The organism is Amylibacter sp. SFDW26 (assembly GCF_009184395.1).
Classification (GTDB): domain Bacteria; phylum Pseudomonadota; class Alphaproteobacteria; order Rhodobacterales; family Rhodobacteraceae; genus Amylibacter.
The window spans coordinates 577,616-591,377 of the sequence record NZ_WEIC01000002.1 but is presented as its reverse complement, the minus strand read 5'-3'; the positions used below and the strand labels follow the sequence as shown (position 1 = coordinate 591,377).

Here is a 13,762-nt window from a genome sequence, read left to right as displayed (position 1 = left end):
TTAAGAAATCCTTGCTAATGCCCGTAATGCTGCACCGCGTGTCGCCCAAAATGCAACAATCGCCGCCAATGGTGGGATCAAAGCAGGGATTAACCAATGCCACCCTTGAAACCCAAGCCCTGTTAAAAACGCACCTTCCTCTGCCGCAGAAGGCAGAAAAACCATCGCAACCATACCCAAACCCGTACCAACAGCAGCACCCAACAAAGCGCGTACTGTAAAGCGGCGTACAAAAGCACGTGCAATGTAAACATCCCGCGCACCAACCAAGCGCAGTACAGATATAACCTGACCATTCGCCGCCAATGCAGATTGCGCAGCCAATGTAATCATCGCAGCCGTTGCACCCATGATGAGTAATATCGAGAATGTCCCCAACGTCCGCAACCGTTGTGCCGCATTCACCAATGGGCGCCGCCAGCGTGTATGGTCATCTAAAACCGCACCAGGCGCTTCTGCACTTAAACGTAAACGCAGCCCTTCCATATCTGGCCCGCTGTCTTTTTCAATCACTTCCACCAAACGTGGAATAGGCAATGTTTCAATTGGCAAATCTGGTCCAAACCAAGGTTCCAACAAACGACGTTGTGCTTCATCAGACATCACACTTGATGATTCAATGCCTGATGTCGTGTTCAACACATTAATCACAGCATCCAGCTGCGCTTGCATCTGACCTTCTGGTGCTGAAATACGAATGGTTGTTGTACGCGCCAATTCATCCGACCAACGATCAGCCAAACGACCTGTTGCCAAAGATAACGCCAAAGCGAACACAGCCAGAAATGCCATAGCACCAGCCGTGAATGTCGTAAGATTGGCCGTGTATCCAGAAGGTGGTACAACACTATCAGCAGTTAAATCACCCTGCATCAAGTCACGAATATTATTGATCAAAGCGCTCAATCGGTTCACAGGTCTACCCCCGCCAATTGCACTTTGTTATTTGCAAGGCGCAGAACCCGCGTTGATACTTTTGATTTTGCCATACGGATCAGCTGTAAATCATGGGTCGCCACGATCACCGTCTTACCCATTTTGTTCAGCTCAATCAAAAGCGTCAGAATTTTCTGCGCCATTTCCCAATCCAAATTACCCGTGGGCTCATCAGCAAGGATCAAATCAGGAGACATCACAACCGCACGCGCCAATGCTGCACGCTGACGTTCACCACTGGATAACTCAGGCGGCAATGCGCTCATATGGGCAGATAACCCCACCCATGAAATCAAATCTTGAAAACTTCTGTCGTCTAATTCCGTGTTTCGGCCTGAAACTTGTAACGGCATACGAATATTATCTTCCATATTCATATGGTCCACAAATTGACAGTCTTGGTGCACCACACCAATACGACGGCGGATTTGTGCGATATCTTCGCGATGCAAACCACGCACGTCACGATCCAGAATACGCACCACCCCTTTGGTTGGCATTAAAGCCTGATAACAAAGGCGTAAAAACGTTGTTTTACCTGCCCCAGAAGGGCCTGTTAGAAAATAAAAGCTACCAGGGGCAACATCTAGATTTACACCAGATAAAATCTCTCGCCCACCGTAGCTGAACCCTGCTTCCTGTAAATGCAGCACTGCCTGCTCCGAATCTTGTTTTGGCTAATATCTATCACCTTGCCGCCTGTTGCAATCACTACAAAACCCTACAAAAGCTTGGAATAAGCGGTTTTCGTGTCTAAAAGGGTTATGAGCAAAGATTCGACCAACAAGAATCATACAAAAGAATGGGGTTAATATGAGGCTAATTTGCCCGAACTGCGTAGCACAGTACGAAGTAGACCAAGATGTTATTCCGCCAGAAGGCCGCGATGTGCAATGCGCGAACTGTGGTCATAACTGGTTCCAAGACTCCATTCAGATGTTTTCCGCAGATACAGAAGCACCTTTAGGTGTAGGTGATCCAGACAGCGATGTGCCGCCTGAATTGTTCAATGATCTTGAAGGAAAGCTTTCAACACCATTCGCAAGTGCGCGTGCAAACGTTGCTCCAAATCCTGATGATCTGGAACCCGAAGAGCCACGCGACGATTTCCAAATCGAACAAGAACCGCCTGCACCATCCAGCCGTATGGACCAAGATGCTTTGGATATGATCCGTGAAGAGGCCGAGTTTTCAAGTGGGGAAAAACCACCCGCTGCCGAAGAAGACGCTCCTGCTATTGAAGAAACAGGGCAAGATGATGACCTAAACCTAGATGATATCTTGGACGATTTGCCCGACTTACCAGAAACAACCGAACCAGAAATGGCACCTCTTGTTGAAGAGGAAGAAGACATTGCGCCCCCTGAACCTGAAGAAGCTTTAGATGAACCTGATGATATGGATGAAATCCGCCGTCGCATCATGGAATTGGAGAGTTCAGAAGACGCTGCAATAGAAGATGTTGTAGACGAACAAGCTCCCGAAGACGCGCAAACTGGTACGCCAGAAGATCTAGTCATTCCCGACCTAGGGCCCATTGAAGCACCATTAACAGTGGACGAGCCAATTCCCGCACGCCCATCCAGTGCAGATAATCCATTCACACGGCCCACACGCTCCGGCTCACGTGTAGCAGATACCACCGAAGTGGAACCTGAACCCACAAAATCAGATGATCTTTACGAGTCAAATATACCAGTAGAAGAAGACGTTTCAGAGATTGTAGAACCTTCAAACTTTGAACTTGGGGCTACAGAGCCTGAGACAACGATAGATGCTGAAATCGCCGATCTAGTCGCAGAACAGAACGAGGCTGAAGCGAACACAACTCGGTCAGCACGTAAAATAAAACCACGCGCTTTCCCAACTGGAGATACAGAACCAGATACACTTTATGGCGCTTCTTCAACTGCAGCTAAAGACATGTTCCCTGACGTAGACGAACTTACATCTGAATTGGTCCAAGATGCGGAAAGTGTTCCAGAACACGAACAAGAAGTGCAAACCACGAAAACCAAATCTGGCGGTTTTCTACGTGGCTTCACGCTTGCGATCCTATTTTGTATTATCATCGGCGCGTTATATATGCTTGCACCTGTGATCACAGAATACGTACCACAAGCGGCCGGTGTTTTAGAAATTGTGACTGGTTTAGTGGATCAACTTTTGAGTGCAGCAAGCCCTCTTATAGATTTAGTAAGGGGTTTGATTGGATAAGGTGGGTTTAAAATCTATCTAACAATCTGTCTAAATAATCCAATTCCAATTGTGGACGTGTACGTTCCCCTGAACGGCGACGAATTTCATCCAATAGCTCTTTGGACTTAAGAAAATCAGAACCGTCCTTTAGCAATCGGTCATTGTTTCCAGCAGTACCACCATCCGCAGACGAACGCCCAAGCGGATCTTCTCCCTCTGGTCCTTTGCTTTCCCCGCCTTGTTGCCCATCACGGGCTTGGCCTTCACGTGCTTGCTGATTCTCAGCTTCACCCAACTGACGCATTCCTTGGCGTAACGCTTCGACAGCATCTGCCTGGTTATTCAATGCCTCAGCACCATTGCCTTCTTCCAAATTATCACGAGCTTCACCCATTTTACGTTCAGCCTCTTCCAAAGCTTCACGCGCCGCTTGCCCTGCTTCTGATCCATCTTCACCCAATTGATCCAACTGCTGTTGCATCAGTTCACGCAATGCTTCTTGGCGTTCTGATAAACCGCCAGCCTCACCATCATTACTATTTTCGCCGCGTTTTTGTTGTGTTGGGTCTTGACCACCTTGCCCTTGTTGCGAACCCTGTTGATCATTTTGCTGACCGTTTGGTTTTTGGCCACGCTGATTGCGATTAAAATCATCCTGCATCTGTTGAAAGTTCTCGTCTGCCAACTCCTGTTGCTCGCGCAAAGTATCTTGCAAACCTTCATTGCCGTCCTGCCGTTCTCCACCGCCTTGTGGATCGCCTTGCGTAACTTGCATGTTTTCCATCATCTGCTGAAGTTGTTGCAACAATGCTTGTGCTTCATCCATGCGCCCTTGTTCCATCAACTCCTGAATACGATCCATCATTTCTTGAAGCATATCAGGTGAAACTTCACGTGCATTTTCATTCTGTGCTTGTTGTCGGTCTTGGTTTTGCGCATTTTCTGCCAACTCGCGTATATATTCATCCGTAGCTTCGCGCAGTTCGTCCATCAATTCGGCAATCTCTTCATCTGTCGCACCATTTTTCATAGCTTCAGACAATCGTTCTTGTGCTCGTTTCAAGCGTTCCGCCGCATTCGACAGATCACCATCTTCAATCAGCAGCGCAGCCCGCCAGATAGTTTTGGCAATATCCCCTTGCAAAACATCATCAATCGGGCGGTTCATATCATATCCCAAACGACGAATAACTGAGCGCACCATCAAATAGGCACGCACATTTTGGAATCCACGCTCAGGTAAATGCGTCAACGATTTTAAGATTAAATCCGCGCGTTCAACATTATCACGATTCCACAAAATATCACGGCGCTGCTCAGCCAATGCAGCAGCCAGTGTATCAAAAAACCGTTTACCTGGCATTGGAACTGATACAGGTTTAATAGATGCAGAATTCCCTGCAGCATCCACTACAGTCAAAGTGATGGTAACAGGTAAACCAGCCCACGGATGTTCTGCTAAATCTTCGATCAAGGTTTCCTCGAAATCTTTAACATCTGCATTGAATGGTAAAGGCACCTCAAGAATTACAGGATCTGTTATTTCTGGTGACAGAATTAAACCATGACGCCGGTCCACCTTGTCCAGTTCCAAGGCAATCGTAACATGTCCCCCCGTAATGCCGTAATCATCACCTGCAGCATAAGCCATCTGCAATGATCCCTGTACAGTCCGTGTGATATCTTCGGTCAACGAAACAGTTGGTGCTAAATCAGGGATCATAGTCACATCCCAAATTCCAACTGTGCGAAATCCTTTCTTCAGTCGCAATTCCCCGCTTCTTTGCAAACTAAAACTCGCCTCGCCTTCCAAGACCTCTTGGCCTTCGGCCATATCCGCGACTTCACTTTCAATGTTTAATGCAGATGTCCCATAACTGCGCAGAATAAATTGCGTACCTTCGGGCAACTCCAATGCAGCTCCTTTTTCAAGGTCATTCAAATAAATTGATGGAAATCCCGTATAGGCAGGTGGTTCTGCCCAAGCTTCATAACTCACAGATGTTTCTGTTGTTCCACTAGCTAAATCTTGCAAAGTATCCAATAGACTTTCGTCAGAGTTCATACGCGCGAATAAAAGTGCTGACCCTAGAAACACCAATGCGATAAGGCGCAAACCCCAAGGGTCTTTTCGCGCCAATCGTGCATTGGGTACAGGCACATCAACCGCAGCCGCTTTCGCCTCCATACGCTGTTGGTGTAGTGCCCATAATTCTTGTGCTTCGGCATCTTGCGAGCCAATCAGGGGCCGGTCCATCAAAGCTGTTACTGGTTTCCCTGCAACATTCGCATCTAATCGCGCAACCGCATCATCCATTGTGCTGCGTTGAAAATTCCGAAACCCTGTTCCAATCAAGGTCAAAGATAGGCACGCCAAAGCACTGTAAATGATCAACCCAATCGGATGATCCATATATAAATGCGCATCCCAAAGGATCAAACTGATCAACAAAACAATTGTTGTCATCGCAGGCCAAAATGCCTGCCAAATCCGTTCAAGTGTTAACCCAAATCCAGACAGCCGAATCTTAACCCTCAATGATCTACTCAAAGAAGGCGTAGTATTTTTCTTATCTGGTTGAGGCTCAGCCATCAGCCGCCTTTCCAAAAGGGATCAGGGGAAATTCCCTAAAGCCACTCTGGAACCTTATCGCGATTTATCATTTCGTCAAACGTCGGACGCTCTCGAATGACAGCAAATTGATCACCTTTCACCAAAACCTCTGGGATCATTGGGCGCGTGTTGTATTCCGACGACATAACCGCGCCATAAGCCCCCGCAGAACGGAAAGCCACCAAGCCACCATCCGCCACAGGATGCATCATACGGTGTTTGGCAAATGTATCCCCCGTTTCACAAACAGGGCCAACAATATCAACCTCTACCTTATCGGCGCCCACTTCTGGCTCCAGAACAGGGATAATATCATGATGCGCTTCATACATCGCAGGACGGATCAAATCATTCATCGCAGCATCCACAATCAGGAAATCACGACCTTCGCCTTCTTTGTTGTAAATAACAGAGGTCACCATGATACCTGCGTTGCCAGCCACCAAACGGCCTGGCTCAATTTCAATCTCAACGCCCATATCACCAACAGTATCTTTGATCACTTGGCCATAATCCATCGGCAAAGGTGGTGCTTCATTGGAACGGGCATAAGGAATACCCAAACCACCGCCCAAATCGAGGCGGCGAATGTTGTGGCCATCGGCACGCAGTTCTTCGGTCAATTCGCGCACTTTCAGGAATGCGTTTCGAAACGGTTCAAGGTCCGTCAATTGACTGCCAATGTGAACATCCACGCCCACAACCTCGATCCCAGCCATTTCAGCGGCTTGCGCATAAACTGCGCGCGACTTTGCAATAGGAATACCAAACTTATTATCCGATTTCCCTGTCGCAATTTTTGCGTGTGTTTTCGCATCGACATCGGGGTTCACACGCAATGTAATTGGCGCAACTACGCCCAATTCCTGAGCCACTTCATTCAGCACAGCCAGCTCGGGCTCAGACTCAACATTGAACTGACGAATACCGCCTGTCAGAACCATACGCATTTCTTCGCGTGTTTTTCCAACACCAGAAAATACAATGCGATCACCCGGAACACCCGCGGCTTTCGCACGCAGATACTCACCGCCAGAGACAACATCCATACCAGCGCCTAAGTCGCCAAGAATTTTCAAAACCGCTACATTAGAGTTCGCTTTCACAGCATAACAGATCAGATGATCCATACCGTCCAAAGCTTCGTCAAACACGCGGAAATGGCGTGCCAAAGTTGCCTCTGAATACGCATAAAACGGTGTACCAACAGTTGCAGCAATTTCAGTCACTGCCACATCTTCGGCGTGCAACACGCCATCTCTGTAAATAAAATGATCCATGATGTCCTACTTGATCGGGCGCGTGCGCAAATACAAATACAATGGCAACCCACAAGAGACGCCAATACAGAACGTAGCACCAATACAAATCGGTGCCACCCAATAATCCTTGCGCACATAAACTTCTGCTAAAATCCAGATGGTCAGGGCAGCAGCGGCAATCGTTAGATCCCAAACCAAACCACTGGTCGCCGCATTCACATGCCACGCATCCACCATCGCCATCAGATCATAGCCGTTTTCGTTAAACCATTGCAAAAAATAGCGCATAGGCTGGATCGTTCCAACCACCGCCAATGCAAGGTAGATCATGCGCAACATCTGCTTATTCCTCAGATGTCTCTGTGCGTGGCAAAGGATCACCCTTTACCCCGCAAGCCACAACACCAAGGCTTAAAGCCATAACAACCAGTAAACGAACTGCCATTACCCCAATTCCTTTGTCCAACGCGCCACTTGTTCACGCACACGTTTTGGCGCTGTACCACCATAGCTTAGACGGCTGGCAACCGAGTTGTGAACCCCTAACACGCCAAACACGGCATCAGTGATATCCGCATGTACAGATTGCATCTGTTCCAATGTCAGATCAGGCAGATCAACACCACCGTCCTCTGCCATTTTCACAAGCGCACCTGTTACGTGGTGGGCATCACGGAACGGCATGCCCAATTCGCGCACCAACCAGTCGGCCAAATCAGTCGCTGTTGAAAATCCACTGGCTGCCGCCACTTCGAGGCTTTCAACGTTTGGCTTCATATCGCCAACCATGCCTGTCATCGCGGCCAACGCCAGCATCAGACTGTCAGCCGCATCAAACACCTGTTCTTTGTCTTCTTGCATGTCTTTGGAGTACGCCAAAGGCAGACCTTTCATCACAGTAAGCAAGCCAACCAACGACCCATTGATCCGACCAACCTTGGCGCGGATCAATTCTGCCGCATCAGGGTTTTTCTTTTGCGGCATGATCGAAGAACCCGTTGAGAAACGATCCGATAAAACCACAAAACGGAATTGCGCGGACGACCAAATCACCAGCTCTTCTGCAAAACGACTTAGGTGAGTCGCACAGATTGATGATGACGATAGGAATTCCAACGCGAAATCACGATCGGACACGGCATCCAATGAATTCGCAGATGGACGATCAAAGCCAAGCGCTTTCGCTGTCATATCCCGATCAATGTTGAAACCAGTTCCAGCAAGGGCTGCCGCACCCAATGGCGATTCGTTCATACGGGCGCGTGCGTCCATCATACGGGATTTATCACGGGCAAACATCTCAACATAGGCCATCATATGATGACCCCATGTTACAGGTTGCGCCACTTGCAGGTGTGTAAACCCTGGCATCACAACATCGGCATGTTCTTCGGCCTGAACCAAAAGCGCTTTAATCAGTGCATCCAAACCTGAAATCGCCGCATCAAATTGATCACGCGTCCATAGCTTAAAGTCCAATGCCACTTGGTCATTGCGCGAACGACCCGTATGTAAACGACCCGCAGGTTCACCCACAATCTCTTTCAAACGCGCTTCCACATTCATATGAATGTCTTCTAATGCTTTGGAATACTTAAACGTCCCAGTTTCAATCTCTGACAATACCGTGAGCAGGCCTTCACGAATGGCCTCAGCATCGCTATCTGTGATAATACCCTGTTGGGCTAACATCGCTGCATGTGCACGTGACCCTTCGATATCCTGACGCGCCATGCGCTGATCAAAATCGATAGAGGCATTAATCGCCTCCATAATCGCGTCTGGGCCGCTGGCAAAGCGTCCGCCCCACATTGCATTCGATTGTTTTTTGTCCGACATGTTCGTAACCGTAATTCAAGAAGGCCAATATGACCCGTAAGTTTCTATTCAGCATCCTATACGCTGCCCTAACGCTAGGTGCAAATCCTGTGTTTGCAGAAAAGATAGATTTGTCTGCCGTCTCTGAATTGCGCGAAGGTGATATGAAAAAGCTCGTATTCCATTCCGAACCACGTGAGATCAAAGTCAAAACCTTTTTAGACGTGGATGGAAACGAAGTATCCTTGGATGATTACAAAGGTAAAGTTGTTCTGCTGAACTTCTGGGCCACATGGTGTGCGCCTTGCCGCGAAGAAATGCCAGCGATTGATGCGCTGCAAGCAGAGCTTGGTGGCGATCACTTTGCTGTTGTGCCTGTGGCAACAGGCAGAAACCCTGTGCCAATGGTGAAACGCTTCTTTGACAAAGTGAACGTGACACACCTGCCAATCCTTTTGGACCCTGATCAATCTATGGGGCGTGGAAATTCTGTCTTTGGCCTTCCAACAACGCTGATCCTGAACGCAGAAGGCCAGGAAATTGGCCGTATGCTGGGGGATGCGGATTGGCATTCACCAGAAGCCATGACTGTTTTAAAGGCGCTGATGCCAACAACAAGCTAAAGCAACCCCTCCCGCCCGTCGACTGCGGCATCAAAGATGCCTTGCTCCCGTTGGGCGTGGCCCTCGCTTATGCTCGGGTTTGGGCGTTATATTTTTAGGGTAAGAATTGGTACACTTCTTGACCAGTTCATCATCATCAAAGCGATAATGTTAAAGATTGCGAATCCCAGAACCAATGGCATGACAGTTCCAGAGAACTGATCACTAATCATCAAACCAATCGGCAAGCTGATAATTGTCGATGTTGCCCCAACAAAAGCTGATCCAAGCCCTGCCATATCGCCCAGAGGTTCCATCGCCAAAGCATTCAGGTTTCCAAATAAAATACCAACACAAAAGAAGGTCGGAATTAGCCACATCATAAACGCCCATAAAGGCGGAACACCTGACATGCTGGCAACAATGCATAGAAAAGTTATTGAAATAAGAATGCCGCTTAAAATGGCGCATAGGGTTAAAAATTGCATACCAAAGCGCATGACCAATGCAGAGTTCAACAATGATGCTGACCCAATAGCCAAAGCCGCCATTCCAAAATAAAGCGCGAAATATGACCCTGCTCCATATGTTTCTTGGAAAATTGCTTGGGCTGATCCAAGGTATCCAAGAAAGGGTCCAAAGATAAAACCCGTGGTAATGGCATAACCAAATGCCGTGCGAATTTTTGTGATCTCAACGACACCTGACCAGACCGATTTGAATGAAAATTCTCTGCGCGCGGCCTTGGGTAAGGTTTCAGGTTGACGCAATCCGAACCATAGAAACGAAATAACAGCCATCGCCAAAAGCATTACAAATGTGGCGCGCCATCCTGATATGTATATCACGCCTTGCCCAATCGCGGGGGCAATTGCAGGCACGATAATAAAGACCGCCATTATAAATGACATAATCCGCGCCATCGCACGCCCTTCAAATCCATCGCGCACAATAGCCGTGCAAATAATCCGCGGGCCCGCAGCACCTATACCTTGCAAAACGCGCCCAATAAGAAGCACAGTGAAACTGGTTGCAAAAATAGCAAGCAAACACCCGACAATAAAAATGATATAACTGATATAAACGATCGGTTTTCGCCCAAAGCTATCGGATAAAGGCCCCACAAACATTTGCCCAAATGCAAACCCTAGGAATAGAGATGAGACAGTGAAATGACTGTCGTTCAAATTTTCCAATTCAAGGTCTGTTGCAATAAGAGATAAGGCGGGCAGCATGACATCCGTTGACATCGCAACGATGGAAATCATGAAGGCCAGCATGATTGTAAACTCGGCCAAAGAGCGATGTTTGGGATTATTATTCATGCTGGCATCGTTGGATGATTTATCAAACCAAAGCAATGGTTAATCTATGGCGCCCATATAAGTGCCATACGCTTTCCATACAGGAGCCATACGCAAAGCATACGGCTCATTTTTAGGTTTTTGATAAAGGTTAACGCCCCATTGCTCTGACTTTTTCATAACAATGGCAATCCGTCGTATGATCATTCACCATCCCAACGGCCTGCATAAAGGCATAGATGATCGTAGGCCCGCAAAAATTAAACCCACGTTTTTTGAGGGTCTTTGACATATGTGTGGACAGGTCAGTTGAGGCAGGTACATCCTTTAAACTGGTGCATTCATTTTGAATGGGTTTGCCGTCCACAAAATCCCAAATGTATTTATCAAAACCAATATCCGCCTCGATCTCTTGCCAAATACGTGCCCCTTTGATTGTCGCATTGATTTTACCACGGTGGCGCACAATGCCCTCGTCCTGAAGCAATCTTTCAACATCTTCTTCGGTAAATTCTGCTACTTTATGCGGGTCAAAGTCGGCAAAAGCAGCGCGAAACCCTTCGCGCTTTCTTAAGATCGTGATCCAACTTAGCCCTGCTTGAAACCCTTCAAGTACCAATTTTTCCCACAAAGCGCGTGGATCATGCTCTGGGATACCCCATTCTTCATCATGGTATTTTATATAAATTGCTTCTTTTCCAACCCATTCGCAGCGGTTTACCATAATATATCCTTTTTTTTCAATATATTGCATATTCGTAGTACAGTTTACTAAAATTAGAACAAAATTGGAACATTTAACGTCAAATTAGGAAAGAAACCGTCATATCAGAAAGAAATAGACCTGATGGGAGCATGTTAAAGTGCCAAAGATTGACGATTTTTATAACACCAAAAACCCAAGTAGCCCGCTGGACTATGCCCAAAAGAAGCGTAAGGAACCAATCATTGATACGGTCACTCGCGCAATTGCTCGCAGGAATGTCATGTTGGCCTATCAACCCATTGTACATGCTAGTAACCCTTTGAAGCCCGCCTTTTACGAAGGACTTATTCGTATAATGGATGACACGCGTGAAATCATCCCAGCGCGCGACTTCATCTCTATCGTTGAAACGCTGGAAACAGGGCGCATCATTGATTGTTTGGCGTTAGAAATGGGTTTGAATGCTTTGTCAGAATGCCCAACACTACGCTTGGCCATTAATATGTCTGCGCGTAGCATCGGGTATCCCCGCTGGATGGAAACGCTTGAAAAAGGGCTATCAATGGATGGCACAATTGCCGAACGATTAATTCTTGAGATCACGGAAGATAGCGCAATGATGATGCCTGAATTGGTCAAGGTGTTCATGGCCAACCTACACAAACGCGGCATCTCTTTTGCCTTGGATGATTTTGGTGCGGGTTTCACTGCGTTTCGGTTTTTAAAACAGTTTCATTTTGACATTGTTAAAATCGATGGACAGTTCATACGTGACATTAACGAAGACCCAGACAATCAGGTCTTAACGACCGCCTTAGTCGCCATCGCAAATCAGTTTGATATGCTTTCTGTTGCTGAATGTGTGGAGACACCAGAGGAAATGTCTTTTTTACAAAACCTCGGGCTTGACTGTTTGCAAGGATATGTGATCGGTCGCCCAGAAACTGTTCCTGTCTGGCGAGAGCACGAAACTACATTACAACAGTATATCTAGATATATTTCGGGGTGCGCCACGTTTGGCATAGTTGTTTTCAGTAAACGCGGCGGGCAACCCCGGCTTTCATTTAGACTGATAATCGTTCAATTTGTTCTTTAATCTTAAGCTTTTGCTTCTTCAAAGACACGACCTGCAGCGGATCTGCACTTGGTCGGCTTTGTATTTTTTCCACTTGATCGGAAAGGTTTTCGTGTTTTCTTTGGAGTTCGATAATATGGGAACCCTTACTCATGTAGCACCTCTTTCTTTTAAATGAACAAATAAAGTTGAGCACAAAAAACGAGTCGTGTCACGGTTGAATATGTTATCTACTTATGAAATCGGTAAAGCATCACCATTTCGCAAAACACCTTCCGCAACTTTAGAGTACGCGCCTGCATCTGCATCATGTGTTTCTGAATTGTGAATGACGAAAGGGGGCCGTAATATGGGCGGCCCATTTGTTCCCTTTCGACATGTAACTATGATACGCTTTGCTGACTGATCTTCGCGTGAAACCAATGGCTTTATGGTTATATCACCAGCAATTTCATCCAATGCACCCAAAGCTTTGGGTAATACATCAATACGGTGTATAAATGTTAAGCGCCCTTTGGGTTTTAAGCGTTTCATCGCAACCTTGACCCAATCAGAAATATCTAGGCTCATAACAAAGGCTTGCGATTTCCCACTATCATTAGGTGTAGTAACTTTACCTTCATCATAAAATGGGGGATTAAACATCACATGGTCAAAACTTTGATCGCGTAACTCTTGTGGCATTTGCATCAAATCACCAGATACGATCGCCGCGTCAATATTGTTCATACATGCATTTTCACGTGCTAATTCTGCATATTCAGGTTGAATTTCTAAGCCTGTAATACTGCAATCAGGCACTCGAAAACCAAGGCACAACATAGCCACACCAACACCACACCCCAATTCCAAAACCGTCTGGCCAGAATTAACAGGAACGCTTGCAGCTAGGAAAACAGGGTCCGTTGCCGCTCGATATCCCACTTTTGGTTGCCGTATTTGCAACGCGCCACCAAGAAAAGCATCTTGGGTAATATCGCTGCCTATTTGTCTCATGGCTTGTCTGAAATTTCTACGTCATTATCACGCAAAATTGCACTGGCCCGAAAATAATTTTGGTCTGCTACCATCAAGCGCCTTGGCATCACCCCTATTGAGCCTTCTAGAATGCTCATATGGACGTCTAGGTCAAAGCATTCTATACCCTCTGCGCGGAGCATTGCTGATGCGAATGGTATAAGAGTCGGGTCGGTGGTTCTAAAGAGTTCTTTCATAGGGAATGATTAACCTGATGAAAGCAAGTTT

The 13,762-nt window shown here is 46.9% G+C and carries 15 protein-coding genes; 3 read left to right on the top strand and 12 right to left on the bottom strand.

Annotated elements, in window-relative coordinates:
* The gene (locus tag F9L33_RS09205; RefSeq protein ID WP_152142543.1) at positions 1-873 is read right to left on the bottom strand and encodes an ABC transporter permease; all 873 of its coding nucleotides are present in this window, start codon (positions 871-873) and stop codon (positions 1-3) included.
* Positions 874-911: 38 nt separating this feature from the next.
* Positions 912-1,589, bottom strand: a complete 678-nt coding sequence (locus tag F9L33_RS09200; protein ID WP_152142454.1) for a cell division ATP-binding protein FtsE — start codon at positions 1,587-1,589, stop codon at positions 912-914.
* A 160-nt stretch (positions 1,590-1,749) separates the two neighbouring features.
* Here F9L33_RS09200 and F9L33_RS09195 point away from each other — a divergent pair, with 160 nt between their 5' ends.
* Positions 1,750-3,153: a zinc-ribbon domain-containing protein gene (locus F9L33_RS09195; RefSeq protein ID WP_152142453.1), complete on the top strand. Its 1,404-nt coding sequence runs from the start codon at positions 1,750-1,752 to the stop codon at positions 3,151-3,153.
* Positions 3,154-3,160: 7 nt separating this feature from the next.
* Here the strand turns inward: F9L33_RS09195 and F9L33_RS09190 are convergent, their stop codons facing one another.
* Genes F9L33_RS09190 through argH form a run of 5 tightly spaced genes read right to left on the bottom strand, consistent with a single transcriptional unit; the run spans position 3,161 to position 8,850 of the window.
* On the bottom strand, positions 3,161-5,728 hold the full coding sequence (locus tag F9L33_RS09190) for a TIGR02302 family protein (protein WP_152142452.1): 2,568 nt from the start codon (positions 5,726-5,728) through the stop codon (positions 3,161-3,163).
* A gap of 35 nt (positions 5,729-5,763) precedes the next feature.
* A complete protein-coding gene (gene lysA, locus F9L33_RS09185) occupies positions 5,764-7,029 on the bottom strand; it encodes a diaminopimelate decarboxylase (RefSeq protein ID WP_152142451.1) in 1,266 nt (421 codons plus the stop codon).
* Positions 7,030-7,035: 6 nt separating this feature from the next.
* A complete protein-coding gene (locus F9L33_RS09180; protein ID WP_152142450.1) occupies positions 7,036-7,350 on the bottom strand; it encodes a DUF2834 domain-containing protein in 315 nt (104 codons plus the stop codon).
* A gap of 4 nt (positions 7,351-7,354) precedes the next feature.
* Entirely contained in the window at positions 7,355-7,456 is a 102-nt protein-coding gene (locus F9L33_RS15900; protein ID WP_226804054.1) for a lipoprotein, read from the bottom strand.
* Positions 7,456-8,850: an argininosuccinate lyase gene (gene argH, locus F9L33_RS09175; RefSeq protein ID WP_152142449.1), complete on the bottom strand. Its 1,395-nt coding sequence runs from the start codon at positions 8,848-8,850 to the stop codon at positions 7,456-7,458. Before argH ends, F9L33_RS15900 begins: the two co-directional genes overlap by 1 nt.
* Positions 8,851-8,879: 29 nt before the next feature.
* Between argH and F9L33_RS09170 the strand changes: the two genes are divergently transcribed.
* A complete protein-coding gene (locus F9L33_RS09170) occupies positions 8,880-9,452 on the top strand; it encodes a TlpA disulfide reductase family protein (protein WP_152142448.1) in 573 nt (190 codons plus the stop codon).
* 86 nt (positions 9,453-9,538) lie between these two features.
* Here F9L33_RS09170 and F9L33_RS09165 read toward each other — a convergent pair whose 3' ends face one another.
* A complete protein-coding gene (locus F9L33_RS09165) occupies positions 9,539-10,756 on the bottom strand; it encodes a multidrug effflux MFS transporter (protein ID WP_152142447.1) in 1,218 nt (405 codons plus the stop codon).
* A 130-nt stretch (positions 10,757-10,886) separates the two neighbouring features.
* Positions 10,887-11,459, bottom strand: coding sequence for a DNA-3-methyladenine glycosylase I (locus F9L33_RS09160; RefSeq protein ID WP_152142446.1), 573 nt, complete (start codon positions 11,457-11,459; stop codon positions 10,887-10,889).
* 148 nt (positions 11,460-11,607) lie between these two features.
* On the opposite strand from F9L33_RS09160, the gene F9L33_RS09155 reads away from it, so the two are divergent.
* On the top strand, positions 11,608-12,435 hold the full coding sequence (locus F9L33_RS09155; RefSeq protein WP_370452106.1) for an EAL domain-containing protein: 828 nt from the start codon (positions 11,608-11,610) through the stop codon (positions 12,433-12,435).
* A gap of 71 nt (positions 12,436-12,506) precedes the next feature.
* Here F9L33_RS09155 and F9L33_RS09150 read toward each other — a convergent pair whose 3' ends face one another.
* From F9L33_RS09150 to F9L33_RS09140, 3 genes are all read right to left on the bottom strand, one after another.
* On the bottom strand, positions 12,507-12,671 hold the full coding sequence (locus tag F9L33_RS09150) for a YdcH family protein (protein ID WP_152142444.1): 165 nt from the start codon (positions 12,669-12,671) through the stop codon (positions 12,507-12,509).
* 80 nt (positions 12,672-12,751) lie between these two features.
* The gene (locus F9L33_RS09145) at positions 12,752-13,513 is read right to left on the bottom strand and encodes a tRNA1(Val) (adenine(37)-N6)-methyltransferase (RefSeq protein ID WP_152142443.1); all 762 of its coding nucleotides are present in this window, start codon (positions 13,511-13,513) and stop codon (positions 12,752-12,754) included.
* Entirely contained in the window at positions 13,510-13,731 is a 222-nt protein-coding gene (locus F9L33_RS09140; RefSeq protein WP_152142442.1) for a DUF2007 domain-containing protein, read from the bottom strand. The genes F9L33_RS09145 and F9L33_RS09140 overlap by 4 nt, the downstream gene beginning before the upstream one ends.
* Between the last annotated feature and the right edge of the window lie 31 nt (positions 13,732-13,762).